Here is a 16,978-nt window from a genome sequence, read left to right as displayed (position 1 = left end):
CGTTCCATCCAGCCCCGGAATGGGATAGTCTGGCGGCGACCGTTGCGGGGCGCTCGGAGAGTTTGAGAACTCGGGGAGTTCAGGACAACTCGGAGAGTTCAAGAACATGACCGGAGCTCACCGCCGCATTCTCGTCGTCGAGGACGATCCGGAGACCGCGGGTCAGCTCGTCGAGGAGCTCACCACCAGCGGCTATGACGTGGATCTGGCTGCGAACGGCCGCGAGGCGCTGAGCCAGGGGGCGGCCCGCGACTACGCCGTGATCACGATCGATCGCATGCTGCCCGACATCGACGGCATCACGGTGATGCGCCAGATGCGCGACGACGGCATCGCGGTGCCGTTCCTGATCATCAGCGCGCTCGGCGAGGTCGATGACCGCGTGCGCGGCCTGCGCGCCGGCGGCGACGACTATCTGGTCAAGCCGTTTTCCTTTGTCGAGCTGCTGGCGCGGCTGGAGGCGCTTGGCCGCCGCAGCGAGACCGTTGCCAAGGAGACCATCCTGCGGGTCGGCGATCTCGCGGTCGATCTGATCGCGCGGACGGCAAGCCGCCACGGCCGCAAGATTCCGCTGCTGCCGAAGGAATTTCAGCTGCTCGAATATCTCGCGCGCAACGAAGGCCGCGTGGTGTCGCGGGCCATGCTGCTGCAGCACGTGTGGGACCTGCACTTCGATCCCTCGACCAACATCATCGACGTCTATGTCGGCCGAGTGCGCCGCAAGGTCGACGACCAGCAAGCCTATCCGCTGATCCACACGATCCGCGGTATCGGGTACTGCCTCCGTGCTCCTGGCTAAGACCCTCAGATCGTCGACGTTTCGCCTGGCGTTGATCGCCATCGGTACGTTCGGCCTGATCGTGTCCGCGATCTTCGCCTATGTCTACTGGTCGACGCTGTCCTATGTGCGCGACAGGTCCGACCGCGCCATCATGACCGAGCAGGCAAGCCTGGATGATGCCTATGCGCGGTCGGGCCGCGATGGCCTGACCGCGTTGATCGCCCAACGCATCGCGAACAAGGGTCTTGCCGATCAGGTTTATCTGCTGGTCGGCCCCGGATCCGTCGTGCTCGCGGGAAATCTCAAGCAATGGCCACCGGACACTGTTGGAGATGGATGGACGGAATTTCGAACCTCGCTACCACAGCTGCCTTCAGGAACCGCGCTCGTGCGCGCCGTGACGAAGACCTTGCCAGGCGGTGATCGGTTGCTGGTCGGCCGCGACATCAGCGATCTCGACGGCTTCATGGCGCAGATCAGGGCCGCGGGCATCGCGGTTGTCGTACTGATCATTGGGCTCGCGGCTGCCGCCAGCATCGGGGTCACACGGCGAACGGTCGGCCGGATCGAGTCGATCAATGCGACCAGTCGCGCCATCATGCTCTCGGGCCTCGACCAGCGCATCCCGCTTCATGGCAGTCATGACGAATGGGATCGCGTCGCGGAGAACCTCAATCTGATGCTGGATCGCATCCAGACCCTGATGGGCGACGTCAAGCAGGTCAGCGAGAATATCGCCCACGACCTGCGCACGCCGCTGACCCGCATGCGCGGCCGGCTCGAGAAGGCCTATCACGCCCCGCGCAACGGGGAGGGCGATGCGGCGCTGATCGGCGACACCATCGCCGATCTCGACGCGGTGCTCGGGATGTTCGCGTCGATCACGCGGATTTCCGAGATCGAGACGCGGGCTCGCAAGGGCGCGTTCCGCACCGTCAATCTGGTCGAGATCGCAGGCGAGGTGGTCGAGCTCTACGACGCCGCCGCCGAAGAGGTCACGACCCATCTCGACCTTGCCGGTGATCCGGCGGTGCTGGTCACCGGTGATCGCGACCTCTTGTTCGACGCCATCGCCAATCTCGTCGACAACGCCATCAAGCATGGCCGCCCGGGCGGACGGGTGGCCGTGACCTGCGACAACGACGAAGGTGAAGCGGTGATTTCGGTCGCCGACGACGGCCCCGGCATCCCAGCCGAGCAGCACGATCGCGTCTTCAAGCGGTTCTATCGGCTCGAGCAAAGCCGCTATACGCCAGGCAACGGCCTGGGCCTCAGCCTGGTCGCGGCGGTCGCCAGCCTGCACGGCGCGCGCATCGAATTGCGCGACAACGCACCGGGATTGTTGTGCAGGCTCGTGTTTCCGCCGACGGAAACGTAGGGTGGTTAGCGCTGTCGCGAGAATGCGGATGTATGTCCGCCGGCCCTGCAACAAACCTGGTGTCGTCCCGGGCAAGCGAAGCGCGACCCGGGACCCATAACCACCAATGCGAATTGCTCTTGCTGAGCTGGGGCCACGGCTCGCTTCAACAACACGACCCTGTGGTTATTTCGCAGGGACGACGATGTGGTGAGAGCAGGTCAAAACCGCTCCGCCATCTCCGCGAGTCGGCGGTGGGCGGCGTCGCGGGCGGCGCGGATCGGATCAGCGGGGCCGGTCGTCGGACCGATCGGTACGAAGCGCACGTCACTCACGCCGATGAAGCGCAGCGCTTCGCGCAGATAGGGCGTCGCCATGTCGATGCGGCCGCGGTTCATGCCGGTGACGAAGTCGCTGCCGCTGGCGATGATCACGACCGTCGGGCGGTCCTTGAGCAGCGGCAGATAGCCCAGCGCCGGATCGAAGCGGAAGGTCAGTCCGGGCTGGATGATGACGTCGAGCCACTGCTTGAGCTTGTAGGGGATGGAAAAATTCCACATCGGCGTCGAGATCAGCACGCGGTCGGCCAGCGACAGCCGCAGCGCCAGGCGCTCGGCCATTGCAAAGGCATCGTGCTGCGAATTGGTGAAGCTCTTGCCGCCGATCCGGGCGTATTTCGCCTCGAGCAGATACCCCTCGAACTCGGGCAACGGCTCGCGCCACAGGTTCATCGCGTCGATCTCCCAGTCCGGCCGCATTTCGCGGAAGCGATCGAGAAAGACGCGCGCGCCGGCTGCCGATTCCGAATCGGCGCGGGGAGAGCAGGCGATGTGAAGCAGCTTCGGCAATGCATCCGCCTCTCAGCCGAGCGCCTTGATGACGGTGTCTGCGTTGGTCACGACGGAGACGTTCTGCAGGGCAAAATTGATCGCGGCGTTGTGCCAGTCGGCATTCATGGTCGAGCAGCAATCCTCGGGCACGATCATGAAATAGCCCTTGTCGGCGCCGGTGCGCGCGGTATGCTCGACCGACATGTTGGTCCAGGCCCCGGTGTTGATGATCATGTCGCGGCCGGTGGCTTTCAGGATGGTCTCGAGCCGCGTGCCCTCCCAGGCGCTCATCCGCATCTTCTCGACCACGAAATCGCCCGGGCGAGGCTCGAGCCCGGAGACCGGCGCCGCGCCCCAGCTGCCGCGCACCATCGCCTTGCTGTCGACCAGCCCCTCGAACAGCGGTGCATTCAGCGTCACGCCGGGTGCGCCCGGCTCGACCACGAACCAGACATGGATAATGGTGACGCCACGCGCGCGCGCGGCCTCCGCGACGCGGCGGACATTCTCGACGACGTGCTGCTGGCGGGCATGGACCGGCGCGCCGGAAGAGGCGAATGCGCCGCCGTCCATGATGACGTCGTTCTGCATGTCCTGGATGATCATCGCGCAGCGCTGCGGATCGATCTGCATCTCGCCGGCGGTCAGGTTCGGCGCAGGAGCGGACGATCGGGCACTCGGGCCACCGCGCTTGCCGCTCATATAGGGTTCATGGCGCGGCCCGACCTTGGTCGGGATCGCGTACACCGAATGGGTCGCAGTCAGATAGAGCGTGCGGAAATCGGCGCCGCCCCAGGCGAGGTTGGCGACGAGCTCGGGCAGGCGGACCTTGCCGAGCAGGCCGCCGCCCGGCGAATAGACCCAGACGCCGCCGGGCGCGGTGACCCAGACATTGCCGCGCTGGTCGCATTTCATGCCGTCGGGCAGGCCGGGCTCGAGCTCGGAGCGGATGCCAGAGGCGAACACGCGTGGATTGACGAGCGAGCCGTCGGCGCCGACATCGAAGGCGCGGATCAGCGCCTGTACGGTGTCGTTGACATAGAGGATGCGCTCGTCGGGCGAGAAGCACAGCCCGTTCGGCTGCTCGAACAAATAGCGATCGACCAGCAGTTTCGGCGCGCCGCCGCCGGGCGGCACGCGATAGACGCCCTGGAAGCCGAGCTGGCGCGGCCGCTCGACGCCATAGACCGGCATGCGGCCGTACCAGGGGTCGGAGAAATAGATCGCGCCGGAGGAGTGCACGCAGACGTCGTTCGGACTGTTGAGTTCCTGGTTCTCGTAATGCGAGGCCAGCACCTCGCGCCGCCCGTCGGGCCGCTCACGGATCAGCGAGGAAGTCGTATGCTCGCAGACGATCAGATTGAGGTCCGCGTCATAGGTCATGCCGTTGCACTTGCTCGACGGACGCTTGACCTCGACCACGCCGCGCCGCGCATCCCAGCGCCGGCGCACGTCGCCGGGCATGTCGGAGAACAGCAGGAAGTGATCGATCGGGTGCCAGATCGGCCCTTCCGTGAAATCGAAGCCGGTCCCGACCTGGCCGACCGGTGCATACGGATCGATCAGGTCTTCGAACTCCGCGCGCAGCGTGACATGCGTCATCGCGTTCGTCCTCGCTGTTACGCCGGAAACCAGCTGCGTTGCGGCAGGCTCTGCACGACAGGCCCGGGCACCTGGTCGTGCAACCGGCCGACCACTATGCCGCCCTCGATCTTCGCCGGACGATCATGCACCGGCAGCAGATAGCGCGAGCTGGAGAGCAGCTTCTTGATCGCGGCCTTCTCGGCGCGCTTGCTGGTGCCGTGGTTACCGGTGGTGCGCGGCTCGGCATCCTGGATTTCGTTGAAGGGCGTCACGATCTGGTCGTTGAAATCATAGATCACGTCGCCGCAGATCGTGGCGATGCCGTCGGTGGTGTGGACGTGGATGTTCATCGAGCCTTCGGTATGGGCGTTGGCGGCATCGCAATAGACGCCCGGCATCAGCTCGACCGGACCGGTGATCTCGAGGTCGAGGAAGCGCAGCGCGCTCTTGGTGTGCAGGCGGTCGATCAAGTGCTTGATGTCGGGTGCGGGATATTGCGGGTGCATCAGGCCGGAGACGGAGTATTCCAGTTCCTTGCGGTTGACGACGACGGTCGTGTTCATCGGGAACAGATCGTCCTTGCCGGCATGATCGATGTGCAGATGGGTGTGGCAGACGAAACGGACGTCGCCCATCCGCACGCCGTGGCGGGCGAGCTGGTTCTCGATCATGTTCTCGTGAAACTGGAGGCCGCGCATGCCGAGCGTCTCCATGATCTGGTTGGAGCGATAGCCGGTATCGACCAGCACGGGGTAGGGGCCGCCGAGGATCAGGAAGCCGAGCGTCAGCACGCGGCGGGTGCGGCCGCAATTGTGCCCGAGCACGAGGAAGCTCGATTCCAGCTCGATATCGCCATAGTCCAGAATCTTGATCTCCAACGGCATCGCTCTCCCTCCCAATTCGTGTTCGTTGTTGTGTTCGCGCTCGCGGCGCGCCTACGGTCCCAGCCGATAGACCCGCGCCGCCGTTGTGCTGAAGATCGCCTCGCGCTGCTCGCGGCTGAGCCTTTCGGCCGCCGCCTTGAAGGCGTCGATGAGATCGCGGTAGCTGGTCCACAGCTTCTCGATCGGAAAGTTCGAACCGAACAGGCAGCGGTCCGCGCCGAAGATCGCGACCGTGTCGATCATGACGCCGGCGATATGCGCGGCATCGTTGCGGTGGATGAAGGTGCCGAGTCCGGACAGCTTCGACACCACGTTGGGACACTGCGCGAGCCGGGCCATGCCGGCGCGCCAGGCGGCGCGGCCTTGCGGCGACAGATCCTCCAGCATGCCGGCATGCTGCAGGATGAATGTCACCTCGGGGCAGGCCTCGGCGAGGCCGGCGGCATCGGCCATCTGCGTCGCGAACACCTGCAGGTCGAAGCTCCAGCCATAGTCGGCGAGGTGGCCGACATTGCGCCGGATCACAGGATCGGTGCAGAGATCGGGACGGGCCGCGAAGCGATAGAGCGGGTTTTCGTGCCAGTGCAGCTGCATGCGCACGCCGCGGACCAGCGGATAACGCTTCAGCCGATCGAGCTGCGGCCGGACGTCGTCGACGGAAAAATCGGCATAGGCGACGAGCGCCTGCGGCCAGCCGTGCTGATCCGCGGTCTGCTGCACCCAGGCTGCTTCGTCCTCGAACTGGCCATTCGGCCAGTTGGTCTGGACATAGACCGAGCGGGTGACGCCGGTGCCTTTGAGGTCGTCGAGATACTCTTCGATCGGATAGTCGCGGCGGATCGGCTCGTAGGGGCCGAAGATGCGCGGCTGTATCGGGCCGGAGAGCCAGGCGAGATCGGCCTGACGCCAGATGTGATGATGTCCGTCGACAATGCCGGTCACGCAGCTCTCCTTGCTGCAAGCGACAGCAGATGCGCGACCACTGCCGCGCTCGATCCGCCGTCCACGAGATCATCGACAAAGCGCTGGATCGCGATCAGTGCCTCAGTTTGCGGCTTGAATCCGGGCGACGTCGCGAGCGGCGTCAGCCAGCTCACGCGCCAGGCCCGGCGCGACAGCTTTGCGACGGCATCGCGCAGTGCCGCCGGGTCGCCGCGCTCAAGGCCGTCGGAGACGATCACGACCGCGGCGCCGCGGGCATATCCGCCGAACCGCGGCACGGCGAGGAAGGCCTGCAGCGCGTCGCCGATCCTCGTGCCGCCGTCCCAGTCGCTGACCAGGAAGGAGGCCGCGTTCAGCGCCTGCTCGCGCCGCTTCAGCCGCAGCGCCGGCGTGACACGGGTCAGCCGCGTGCCGAAGGTGAACACCTCGACATTGCCGGCCGCCTGCACCAGCAAATGCGCGAGCCGCATATTCTCCTCGGTGCGCGCCTTCATCGAGCCGGAGACGTCGATCAGGAGCAGGATCTTGCGCGGACGTTGGCGGCGGCGCATCCGGCCGAGCCGCAGCACCTCGCCGTCATTGCGCACGCTGTCACGCAGGGTGCGGCGGAGGTCGGCGAACGGGCCGCTCCTCGCGCGGCGTCGCCGGTGGCCGCGCCTTCGCGGCAGCCGTTTTGCCGCGTCGCGCGAGAGCCGGCGCAGCGGATCGCTGGTTGCAGCCTGGGCAAAGCGGCGCTCGACCAGTGCTTCGGCGCGCGCCGCAGCAAGGCCGGATTCATTGGCCTCGTCGGCAAGCGGCGGCTCGTCCCCGCCGCGGCCTTCTTCCTGCAAGCGGACAGTCTCCTCGTCCTCGCCCTCGGCCTGCTCGATCGCATCAGTGCCGCGGAAATGGATGTCGAACAACCGGTCATACGTTGCGCGGCGCTCGGGTGGCGGCGCCAGCGTCGCGAGCCCGGCCCGGCGGATGTGCTCCAGGCTGCGCGGCCCGAGCAGCTCGATTGCCGCCAGGAAGCTCGTCGTCTGCTCCGGCGCGACCGAAAAGCCGTTGGCGCGCAGCAGCGCGACGAAGGTGACGAAGATCTGCGCGGCGCGCGGCAGCTTGAGATCGTCGCTCACGCGGCTGCCTCCGCGATGATCGCATCGAGCCGGGGTGAGATGAAATGCAGATCCTCCTCGTCCTTCAGCGCGACGCCGATCGAGCGCTTGAATGCGTCAGGCCAGCGTGCGCCGCCTTTGTGCAGCAAGGTCGCGGCCTCGGCCCAGTCGACCGCTTCGGCCACCCCCGGCGCCTTGCTCAGCGGCTCGCGGCGCAGCCGACCGACGGCGGCGACCACGGCGCGGGCAGTCGCCTCGGCAACGCTGGAGGCGCGCATCATCACGATGCGCGCCTCGCGCTCGGCGTTCGGATAGTCGATCCAGTGATAGACGCAGCGCCGCCGCAGCGCCTCGTGCAGGTCGCGCGTCCGGTTCGAGGTCAGCACCACCACGGGATGCTCGGCGGCGCGCACCGTGCCGCGCTCGGGGATCGAGATCTGGAAGTCGGAGAGGAATTCGAGCAGGAACGCCTCGAACTCCTGGTCGGCGCGGTCGATCTCGTCGATCAGAAGAACGGTCGCGTCGGGCGCGCGCAACGCGGCGAGCATCGGGCGCTCGATCAGGAACGACTCGCCGTAGATGTCGATGCTCTCCTCGCCCGCCTGCCGGATCGCCAGCATCTGGCGCGGATAGTTCCACTCGTAGAGTGCCGCCGAAGCATCGATGCCCTCATAGCATTGCAGGCGGATCAGCCTGCGGCCGAGCACGGCGGCGATCGCCTTCGCAGCCTCGGTCTTGCCGACCCCCGGCGCGCCCTCGAGCAGCAGCGGCTTGCCGAGCGCGAGCGAGAGATAGGAGGCGGTCGCGATGCCGTCGTCGGCGAGGTAATAGGCCGCACGCAGCGCCTTCTCCAGCGCCTCGGGGCTGTCGATACCGACAATGTTGCTGCGGACCGGCATGAAAGGACCTCAGCGCCGCGGCTGCGGCCGCGCGCCGCCCTGCGCCCGGATCGCGCGCAGTACCTTTTCCGGCGTGATTGGCAGATCGTCGATCCGGACGCCGACGGCGTTGAAGATCGCGTTAGCAACCGCGGGCAGCACCGGATTGGCGCACATCTCGCCCGGTCCCTTGGCGCCGAACGGACCGTCGGGCGCCGGGCGTTCCAGCACCGCGATGTCGTGCGGGCAGATGTCACCGGGACCCGGCATCAGATATTCGACGAAGTCGCGCGGGCCATGCACCGGCTCCGGATAATACGGCTCCGGCGTTTCGTAGAGCGCATGGCTGACGCCCATCCAGGCGCCGCCGACCAGCTGCTGCTCGACCAGCCGCGGATTGAGCGCGCGGCCGAGCTCATAGGCGGAGTCCATCCTGACCATGTCGACCTCGCCGGTCTCGTCGTCGACCTCGACCTCTGCGACGAGACAGGCATGCGCGTAACATGTCGCCGGCGACATCTCGCCGGTTTCAGGGTCGACGTCGGACAGCGGCACCAGGAAGATGCCGCGGCCGGAGATCGTCTTGCCTTGCTTGAACTGTGCGGCGATCGCGACGTCCTTGGTCGAGATCGAGCGGTGCGGTGCGCCCTTGACGTGGATATTGCCGCGCCCATCAGTCTCGAGATCAGCGGCGTTCACCTCCAGTTCCTCGGCAGCCGCCTCCATCATCACGCCGCGCGCCTCCCGCGCCGCCGCCATCACGGCGTTACCGACGCGATGCGTGCCGCGCGAGGCGAACGAGCCCATGCAGTGCGGGCCGGTGTCGGAGTCGGCAGTGTCGACATAGACGTCCTCGACCGGCACGCCAAGCGTCTCGGCGCAGATCTGCCGGGTCACCGACTTCATGCCCTGGCCAAGATCGATCGAGGACAGCGCTACGGTGAACTTGCCGCTCGGGTTCGAATGCACCAGCGCCTGGCTCGGATCGCCGCCGAGATTCATGCCGATGGGGTAGTTGACCGACGCGATGCCGCGTCCGCGATGCCGGGTCATGGTCAGCGCCTCCTGGTGCCGAAGACGGATGAGAAGCGGGTGGCACCATGCGACGGCGCGCTCGGCCGCGGTGGCGGAGGTGATGTTGGCGGTGAGGGAGGCGGCGGCGGAGGCGGCTCGCGCGTCGCGGCCGGCGCGCGGTCATACGTCGTGCGCTGCTGGATCGGTGCGGCCGCCGGCGCATGTGATTCCCGCGGCGTCAGCGTCACGGCGGCGCGGATCCCGCCACCATCCTTGCGCGACGACATCCGCTTGAACTCCTCGCGGAGCGGCCATTTCGCCTTCTCCGCGGCGACCTGCACGCATTCGATCAGCGCGGTGTTCTTGGCCTCGCGCCGATGCGCCTTCATGTCGCCGTCGCGATACGCGTTGAGGATCCGGAACTCCATCGGATCCATGCCGACGAGATGGGCGAGCTTGTCCATCTGGCATTCGATGGCGAAATCCATCGCCGTGACGCCGAAACCACGCATCGCGGTCGCCGGCGTCCGGTTGGTGAAGACGCAGTAGACGTCGCCATGGACGTTCGGGATCGTGTAGGGGCCGGGCAGATGCGCGGCGCATTTCACCGCCGCATAGCTCGACAGCCGCGTATAGGCGCCGCTGTCGAAATAGGCGCGCACCTTGCGGGCGACGACGCGGCCGTCGCGCATCACGCCATCCTTGATGTAGATGCGCTCGGCGCCGCGCGGCGGGCCGTATTGCATCTCCTCCTCGCGCCCGAACACGTAGCGCACCGGACGCCCGGTCAGCATCGCGCCGAGGATGCAGAGCGGCTCGGTCAGCGTATCGACCTTGCCGCCGAAGCCGCCGCCGACAGTGCCGCCGATGAAGTGGAAGGTGTTGGAGGGCACATCGAGGATCTTGGCGCAGGTGTCGACCGAGAAGAACAGCGCCTGCGTCGAGGTGTAGACGATGTAGCGGCCGTTGGTGTCGGGCGCTGCGATCGAACCGTTGGTCTCGGTCGGCGCGTGCTCGATCGGCGACATCTGGTAGCGCTGCTCCAGCACATGGTCGGCCGAGGCCAGGGCGCGGTCGGCGTCGCCGAAGCGCAACTGCTGGCGATCATAGGTCTCGTGATAGGTGAAGGTGTTCTTGGGGTACACCTCGTTGACGACGGGCGCGCCCGGCTTCAGCGCCTCCTCGACATCGAACACCGCCGGCAGCGGCTCATAGTCGATCTTAACCTTGGCGATCGCCTCAAAAGCTTCGCGCGGGCTGTCGGCGACGATGGCGACGATCGGCTCGCCCTTGTAGCGCACCTTGTCGACCGCGAGCGATGGCTCGTCGTCCTTGCCGAAATTGATCAGGCTGAGCAGCGTGTTGAGGTTGCGCGGCACGTCGGAGGCGCGAATCACGCGCCGCACCCCCTGCGACCGCTCGGCCTCCGACGTGTCGATGCGTCGCAGCCGTGCGTGGGAATGCGCGCTGCGGACCACTTTCAGGTGCAGCATGCCTTGCAGCTTGTGATCGTCGAAATAGGGCGAGGTGCCGGTGACATGGCCGAGCATGTCCTGGCGCTGCGTGCCCTTGCCGATCTCTTTCAGATTATCGTCACGCTCGTCGGCGAAGAGGTCCTTGCGCAATTCCAGCATGGCACTGTTCCCTTACGCGCGAGCCCGGCTGCCCGATGCGGCAGCCAACACGGCGTTGATGATCGGCTCGTAGCCGGTGCAGCGGCAGATGTTGCCGGAGATCGCCTCGACGACCTCGGCGCGGCTCGGCTGCGGATTGCGGTCGAGCAGCGCCTTCGCAGCCATCAGCATGCCCGGCGTGCAGTAGCCGCACTGCGCGGCGAAATTGTCGGCGAAGGCGCGTTGCAGCGGGTGCAGATTGGGACCGTCCTTGATGCCGTCGAGCGTCTCGACCGAGCGGCCGGCGACCGTTTCGGCCAGCGTCAGGCAGGAGAGATGCAGTTCGCCGTCGATCAGCACACTGCAGGTGCCGCAGCCGCCCTGGCCGCAACCGAATTTCGGCGTCATGTCGCCGATCAGCTCGCGCAGCGCGACCAAAAGGTTGGTGCCGCCGTCGACGAAGATCGCGACGTCGCGGCCGTTGTGGCTGAATTGCAGAGGGGTCTTGGCCATGACGATCTATTCCTGACCGGACAACAGGCGTCTGAGATGCACGCCGACGATCTCGCGGCGATACCAGGCGCTGGCGAGCGCATTGTCGCCGGGCGAAGTTCCTTCGACCGCTGCCGCAGCAGCCGCATTGATCGTGGACGTGTCGAGCGAGCGGCCTTCCAGCGCGCGTTCGGCGGCGCGGGCGCGGATCGGGGTCGGCGCCATCGAGCCGAGCGCGACGCGGGCGCCGACGATCCGGCTGCCGTTGACCGGCAGATGCGCCGCGAGCGTGATCACCGCGCCGCCCTTGGGCTTGATCCGCGCGATCTTGCGGTAGCGGAAGGCATCAGCGCTGCCGGGCTTGGCAAAGGAGATCGCGAGCACCAGCGTGCCGGCCTGCCGGTCGCGCGACTGCAGGAATTCCTCGATTCCGATCTCGCGGCCGCCGAGGCCGCCCTGCACCGATACCATCGCATCGAGCGCAAGCATCGCGACGGTGAAATCGCCATACGGCACCGGCGCGAACAGATTGCCGCCGACCGTTCCCATGTTGCGCACCGCCGGTCCGCCGATCGAGCGGGCAGGGGCGTGCAGGAAGCCGAGATCGCGTTCGGCCAGGATGCGTGCGAAGGTGACGCCGGCGCCGAGCACGATCCGCGCGCCCGACGTGTCGATCCTTGTCATCGCCTGGTCGCTGGCGCGCACGACGGTCGAGATCGAGATGTCGCCTTCGTTCAGCGCCCGCATCACCAGCGTGCCGCCGCCGAGATAGCGGGCGCTGCGGTCCGACGACAGCGCGGCTGCGGCCTCGTTCGTGCTGGTGAAGGTCTTCACCGTGACTGGCATGATGTCCTTCCCCGCTTACGCGGCCCCCTTCAGATGCCGGCGGATGGCGTCGAAGCCGGCCTGGTAGATGTCTTCCGAAACCATGTGCGTGATGCGGTCCGTGTCCTCGGTCCGCGTCATGAAGCGCGACTCCCAGTGCCAGAAGGTGCGGTCGCCATCGGTGACCGGCAGCAGGCGAACATGCGCCACGTAGTTGAACATCGGGACCGGCGTATCGAGCAGGCAGTAGCTGAACGATTGTTCGAGGTCGGACAGCGCCAGCAACTGCTCGCGCAGCTCGGATCCGTCCTTCAGCTTGAAGCGCCTGACGCAGCCGATTTTGTCGGAGGGCTGCGCCCGCTCGATGCCGCTGGTCGCGACCGCTGGGTGCCAGCGGTCATGACCGTTGAAATCGCGCAGCACGGCCCACACCGCATCGGTTGGTGTATCCAGGATCGTGCTCTTGACGATATGCGGCACGGCCTATCCCCCGAACGCCCGCTTCAGCGCGTCGAACCCGCCCTGGAACACACCGCCGCCGATATTGTTGACCAGCTCCGCCTCGCGCTCGGGCGCACAGTCGAACTCGGCGGTCCATTCCATGAACGTCTGGTCGCCATCGGTGACCGGCGTGAGCCGCAGCGTCGCGACATAGTTCTCGACGCCCATCGGCGATTCCAGGATCGAGTAGGTGCAGAACATGTCGTAATCGGACAGGCCGAGCAGCTTCTCGCGGATGCGATCGCCGTTGCGCAGGCGGAAATCCCTGATGCAGCCGATCTTGTCCGAGGGCTCGCCGCCCTCGATCCGGCTTTCAGCGATCGCGGGATGCCAGTTCGGCAGCCCGTTAAAATCGCGCACCCGGGCCCAGACCCGGTCGTTGCGGGCGTTGACGACAGTAGAGACGTAAACCCGTGCCATGTTGCGAGCTCAGTCCTTCTTGCGCGGCGTGCGTTCGGGGCGCGGCTCGCCGCCGCCTTCGGGCGCTGCCGGCTTGGCATCGCCGCCGCTCTTGCGCGCGGAGTCCTTGATGCCTTGCATGTCCCGGGCCTCGCGGATCAGGCCGGGCATCTTGGCGAGGCTGCCGCCCTCGACGCCGATATCCGACAGGATCGAGTCGATCAGCGGCGCCTGCACGCGGTAACGCAGCGCCGAATCGATCACCTCGTCGGTGGCGCTGCGGCCGGAACCGCCGCCATTGCCGTTGCCATTGAGCCCGTCGACCTGGAGGATGCGGATGCCCTCGATCTTCTCCATCGGCTTGACGCTCTCGCGCACGATGCCCTCGATCCGGTCGAGCAGCTTGCGGCGGAACAGCGAGTAGCGGGCCTGATCGGTCAGCACGTTCTCGGCCTCGTTGAGCAGCCGCTGTGCCTCGGCCTCGACCGTGGCACGGACCCGTTCGGCCCCGGCCGCGATCCTGGTTTCCTCGGCCTGCTTTTCGGCGAGCAGAACCTCGACGGTCTTGCGCCGCTTGGCGATTTCGCTCTCGCGCGCGGTGACGACGCGCTCGGCCGCCTCGGTGGCGTGGACCCTGGCGTCCTCGGCGGCGGCGCGCGCCGCCGATTCCTCCAGCGACTTCTGGTGCAGCGCGATCGCCTTTTCCATCAAGGCGGTCTCGACGTCCTTCTCCCTGTTGACCTCGAGCTTGCGCAGCTCGCGCTCGCGGCCGACCCTCGCCTCGTCGAGGCCACGGTCGGAGGCGATGCGGGCGCGCTCGACCTCCTCGCGCGCCGCGATCTCGGCCTCCTGCAGCGATTGATTGCGGGCGACCTCGAGCTGCTCGATCGAACGGCGCCGTTCGATCCGCGCCGCCTCCAGCGCCTGCTCGCGGGTCACATCGGTGGTCTCGACCTCCTTGCGGGCCGTGATCTCGGCCTGCTTCACCTGCCGGTCGGCATCGATCCGCTCCGAGCGCTTGGCGGCGAGCGCGATGACGCGCTCCTCGTCGGCGAGCTCGATCGCCCGCTTCTGGTCGATATTGAGCACCTCGCGGGTCCTGGAGGAGGTGATCCGCTCGCTCTCCAGCGCCAGCTCGACATCGATGCGCTGCCGCTCGACCGCGTCGCGGCGCTTCAGCTCGGCGGCCTCGATCGCTCCGGTGCGTTCGATCTCGAGCGCGCGGGTCTCGCGCTCGGCACGGATGCGCTGCGCTGCGACCGACTTCTCCTGCGAGATGCGTGCCGCCTCGATCGATTCACGCGAGGCGATGTCGGCTTCCTCGATCGCGCGGGTGCGTGCGATCTCCAGGGAGCGTACGTGTTCCTCCTGCGCGATCCGGGACGCCTCGGTGGCGTCGCGCGCGGTGATCCCGGCGATCTCGATCGCCTGGTTGCGCTCGATCTCGAGCTTGCGCGTGGTGTGATCGGCGGCGATGCGCTCGGCCGCCAGCGTCTTCTCTCTGATGATCCGAGCGGCTTCGACCGACTTCTGCGCCTCGATCTCGGCCTCCTGGATGGTCCGGACCTGCTGGATCTCCAGCGCGCGGGTGCGTTCGTCGGAGGAGATGCGCTCGACATTGACCGTCATGGTCTGGGCGATGCGCGCCTTCTCGGTGGCCTCGCGGGCCGCGATCTCGGCTTCCTCGACGGCGCGGGTGCGCTCGATCTCGCGCCGGCGGGTCTCTTCCTCATTGGCGATGCGGGCATCGGTGACGACGCGGTCCTGCTGGATGCGGGCCTTTTCGATCGACTCGCGGGCCGCGATCTCGGCCTCCTCCACGGTGCGCATCCGCTCGATCTCGCGCTGGCGGACCTCGCGCTCGGAGGCGATGCGGGTGGTGTCGACCGAGCGCTGGTTGGCGATCCTGGCCTTCTCGATCTCCTCGCGCGCCAGCAACTCCCGCTCTTCCACCGCGCGGGTGCGTTCGATCTCCCGGTGCCGGGTCTCGCGTTCGGAGGCGATGCGGGCCTCGGTGATAGCCTGCTCGTTGGCGATGCGCGCCTTTTCGATGGCTTCGCGCGCGGTAATCTGGGCCTGTTCGGCCTCGGTCTCGCGCAGCGCGCGCTCGCGCGCGACTTCGGTGCGCTGCAGGGCGCGGCGCATCTCGATGTCGCGCTCCTGCTCGAGGCGGGCGGTCTCGCTCTCGCGCTCGATGTCCAGCGCTTGCCGCTCGGCCTCCAGGTTGCGGGAGCGGATCTTGATCATCGAGTCCTGCTCGATGTCGTTGCGCAGCTTGCGCTTGGCCTCGATGTCCTCCATCAGGCGGGTCAGGCCTTCGGCGTCGAAGCGGTTCGAGGGGTTGAAATATTCGAGGTCGGTCTGGTCGAGATCGGTGATCGCGACCGACTCCAGCTCGAGGCCATTCTGCGCCAGTGCTTCGGCGGCATTGGCCTTGACGCGGGCGACATATTCGCCGCGCTGCTCGTGCATCTGCTCCATCGTCATCTCTGACGCAACCGAGCGGATCGCGGAGATGAACTTGCCGGAGAGCAGGGTGTGCAGCTGCTCCGGCTCCATGGTGCGGCGGCCGAGCGTGGCGGCGGCGATCGAGACGGCCTCGCGGGTTGCCTGCACCCGGACGTAGAAATCGGCCTCGATGTCGACGCGCATCCGGTCGCGGGTGATCACGGCATCCTGCCGGGAGCGCACGATCCCCATCGGCAGCACGTTCATGTTCACAGGCGTGTAGTCGTGGATGAACGGCAGCACGAAGGCGCCGCCGTTGATCACCACGCGTTCGCCGAGGAAACCGGTCCGGACGAAGGAGGTTTCCTTCGATGAGCGGTGGTAGAGCCAGTTCACCACATAGACGATGATGACGATCGCGACGATTGCGACGATGAGCCAGAGGATCAATTCACCGACCAGCATCCCCGACATCTCTTCCTCCCTTGGTCACGGCGGCTCTAGCGCGCGCCGATCGCCTTGAACTTGCGAACCTGATCCGTCAGCGCCCGCTCGACCGGCAAGCGCTCCATCGAGGAGGCGCCGTAGAAGCCGTGGCAGTTGGGGGTCTGCTTCATGATGAAATCGGCATCCGCGGGATCGGCGATCGGGCCGCCATGCGCGAGCACGATGATGTTCGAATTGACGCTGAGCGCGGCCTCGGCCCAGGCCTCGATGCGGGCAGGGCAGTCGGCGAGCTTCAGCGCGGTCTGCGCGCCAATCGTGCCGCCCGTGGTGAGGCCCATATGGCAGACGATGATGTCGGCGCCCGCGATCGCCATCGCGGTCGCTTCCTGCTCGCTGAACACATAGGGCGTGGTCAGCATGTTCTTGTCATGCGCCTTCGCGATCATGTCGATCTCGAGCGCATAGGACATCCCGGTCTCTTCGAGATTGGCGCGGAAGGTGCCGTCGATCAGTCCGACGGTCGGGAAGTTCTGCACGCCGGCGAAGCCGATGGCCTTGAGCTGCTCGAGGAACACGTCCATGTCGCGGAACGGATCGGTACCGTTGACGCCGGCGAGCACCGGCGTCTTGGTCACGACCGGTAATACTTCGCCGGCCATCTCGACGACGATGGCGTTGGCATCGCCGTAGGGCATCAGTCCGGCGAGCGAGCCGCGGCCGGCCATGCGGTAGCGGCCGGAATTGTAGATCACGATCAGGTCGACGCCGCCGGCCTCCTCGCATTTTGCCGATAGGCCGGTGCCGGCGCCGCCGCCGACGATCGGCTCGCCGCGTGCGATCATGGCGTGAAACTTCTTCAACAGCGCCGCGCGTTCAAACCTGGGCATGG

Annotated in this window: 16 protein-coding genes; 2 read left to right on the top strand and 14 right to left on the bottom strand. The window is 66.8% G+C overall.

Annotated elements, in window-relative coordinates; genetic code table 11:
• Positions 1–106: 106 nt before the first annotated feature.
• Together AAFG13_RS19570 and AAFG13_RS19565 are read left to right on the top strand one after the other, a co-directional pair.
• The gene (locus AAFG13_RS19570) at positions 107–799 is read left to right on the top strand and encodes a response regulator transcription factor (RefSeq protein ID WP_212315806.1); all 693 of its coding nucleotides are present in this window, start codon (positions 107–109) and stop codon (positions 797–799) included.
• Positions 786–2,159, top strand: coding sequence for an ATP-binding protein (locus AAFG13_RS19565; RefSeq protein WP_212315804.1), 1,374 nt, complete (start codon positions 786–788; stop codon positions 2,157–2,159). Before AAFG13_RS19570 ends, AAFG13_RS19565 begins: the two co-directional genes overlap by 14 nt.
• 200 nt (positions 2,160–2,359) lie before the next feature.
• Here AAFG13_RS19565 and AAFG13_RS19560 read toward each other — a convergent pair whose 3' ends face one another.
• Genes AAFG13_RS19560 through AAFG13_RS19495 form a run of 14 tightly spaced genes read right to left on the bottom strand, consistent with a single transcriptional unit; the run spans position 2,360 to position 16,976 of the window.
• Positions 2,360–2,986: an NAD(P)H-dependent oxidoreductase gene (locus AAFG13_RS19560; protein WP_342713039.1), complete on the bottom strand. Its 627-nt coding sequence runs from the start codon at positions 2,984–2,986 to the stop codon at positions 2,360–2,362.
• A gap of 12 nt (positions 2,987–2,998) precedes the next feature.
• Positions 2,999–4,570, bottom strand: a complete 1,572-nt coding sequence (locus AAFG13_RS19555) for an isochorismatase family protein (RefSeq protein WP_342713038.1) — start codon at positions 4,568–4,570, stop codon at positions 2,999–3,001.
• A 17-nt stretch (positions 4,571–4,587) separates the two neighbouring features.
• Positions 4,588–5,436, bottom strand: a complete 849-nt coding sequence (locus AAFG13_RS19550) for an MBL fold metallo-hydrolase (protein ID WP_342713037.1) — start codon at positions 5,434–5,436, stop codon at positions 4,588–4,590.
• Positions 5,437–5,487: 51 nt separating this feature from the next.
• Positions 5,488–6,378 carry an amidohydrolase family protein gene (locus AAFG13_RS19545; protein WP_342713036.1) on the bottom strand — a complete coding sequence of 297 codons (891 nt, stop codon included), beginning with the start codon at positions 6,376–6,378 and terminating at the stop codon, positions 5,488–5,490.
• A complete protein-coding gene (locus tag AAFG13_RS19540; protein ID WP_342713035.1) occupies positions 6,375–7,493 on the bottom strand; it encodes a VWA domain-containing protein in 1,119 nt (372 codons plus the stop codon). The genes AAFG13_RS19545 and AAFG13_RS19540 overlap by 4 nt, the downstream gene beginning before the upstream one ends.
• Complete coding sequence (locus tag AAFG13_RS19535; RefSeq protein WP_342713034.1) at positions 7,490–8,371, bottom strand: MoxR family ATPase; 882 nt, start codon at positions 8,369–8,371, stop codon at positions 7,490–7,492. The genes AAFG13_RS19540 and AAFG13_RS19535 overlap by 4 nt, the downstream gene beginning before the upstream one ends.
• A gap of 9 nt (positions 8,372–8,380) precedes the next feature.
• The gene (locus tag AAFG13_RS19530) at positions 8,381–9,403 is read right to left on the bottom strand and encodes a molybdopterin cofactor-binding domain-containing protein (RefSeq protein WP_021075858.1); all 1,023 of its coding nucleotides are present in this window, start codon (positions 9,401–9,403) and stop codon (positions 8,381–8,383) included.
• Between the two features lie 2 nt (positions 9,404–9,405).
• Positions 9,406–10,998 carry a xanthine dehydrogenase family protein molybdopterin-binding subunit gene (locus tag AAFG13_RS19525; RefSeq protein WP_342713033.1) on the bottom strand — a complete coding sequence of 531 codons (1,593 nt, stop codon included), beginning with the start codon at positions 10,996–10,998 and terminating at the stop codon, positions 9,406–9,408.
• A gap of 12 nt (positions 10,999–11,010) precedes the next feature.
• Positions 11,011–11,490 (bottom strand): (2Fe-2S)-binding protein, encoded by a 480-nt coding sequence (locus AAFG13_RS19520; RefSeq protein ID WP_342713032.1) that lies wholly within the window; start codon positions 11,488–11,490, stop codon positions 11,011–11,013.
• Between the two features lie 6 nt (positions 11,491–11,496).
• Positions 11,497–12,315 carry an FAD binding domain-containing protein gene (locus tag AAFG13_RS19515; RefSeq protein ID WP_342713031.1) on the bottom strand — a complete coding sequence of 273 codons (819 nt, stop codon included), beginning with the start codon at positions 12,313–12,315 and terminating at the stop codon, positions 11,497–11,499.
• A gap of 15 nt (positions 12,316–12,330) precedes the next feature.
• Positions 12,331–12,774: an SRPBCC family protein gene (locus AAFG13_RS19510; protein ID WP_212315786.1), complete on the bottom strand. Its 444-nt coding sequence runs from the start codon at positions 12,772–12,774 to the stop codon at positions 12,331–12,333.
• Between the two features lie 3 nt (positions 12,775–12,777).
• Positions 12,778–13,215: an SRPBCC family protein gene (locus tag AAFG13_RS19505; RefSeq protein WP_173641096.1), complete on the bottom strand. Its 438-nt coding sequence runs from the start codon at positions 13,213–13,215 to the stop codon at positions 12,778–12,780.
• Between the two features lie 9 nt (positions 13,216–13,224).
• The gene (locus AAFG13_RS19500; protein ID WP_212315785.1) at positions 13,225–16,116 is read right to left on the bottom strand and encodes a flotillin family protein; all 2,892 of its coding nucleotides are present in this window, start codon (positions 16,114–16,116) and stop codon (positions 13,225–13,227) included.
• Between the two features lie 26 nt (positions 16,117–16,142).
• Positions 16,143–16,976 (bottom strand): phosphoenolpyruvate hydrolase family protein, encoded by an 834-nt coding sequence (locus AAFG13_RS19495; protein WP_342713030.1) that lies wholly within the window; start codon positions 16,974–16,976, stop codon positions 16,143–16,145.
• Between the last annotated feature and the right edge of the window lie 2 nt (positions 16,977–16,978).

The sequence above is a fragment of the Bradyrhizobium sp. B124 genome (assembly GCF_038967635.1).
GTDB lineage: Bacteria > Pseudomonadota > Alphaproteobacteria > Rhizobiales > Xanthobacteraceae > Bradyrhizobium.
This window is presented reverse-complemented; position numbering and strand designations above follow the sequence as displayed.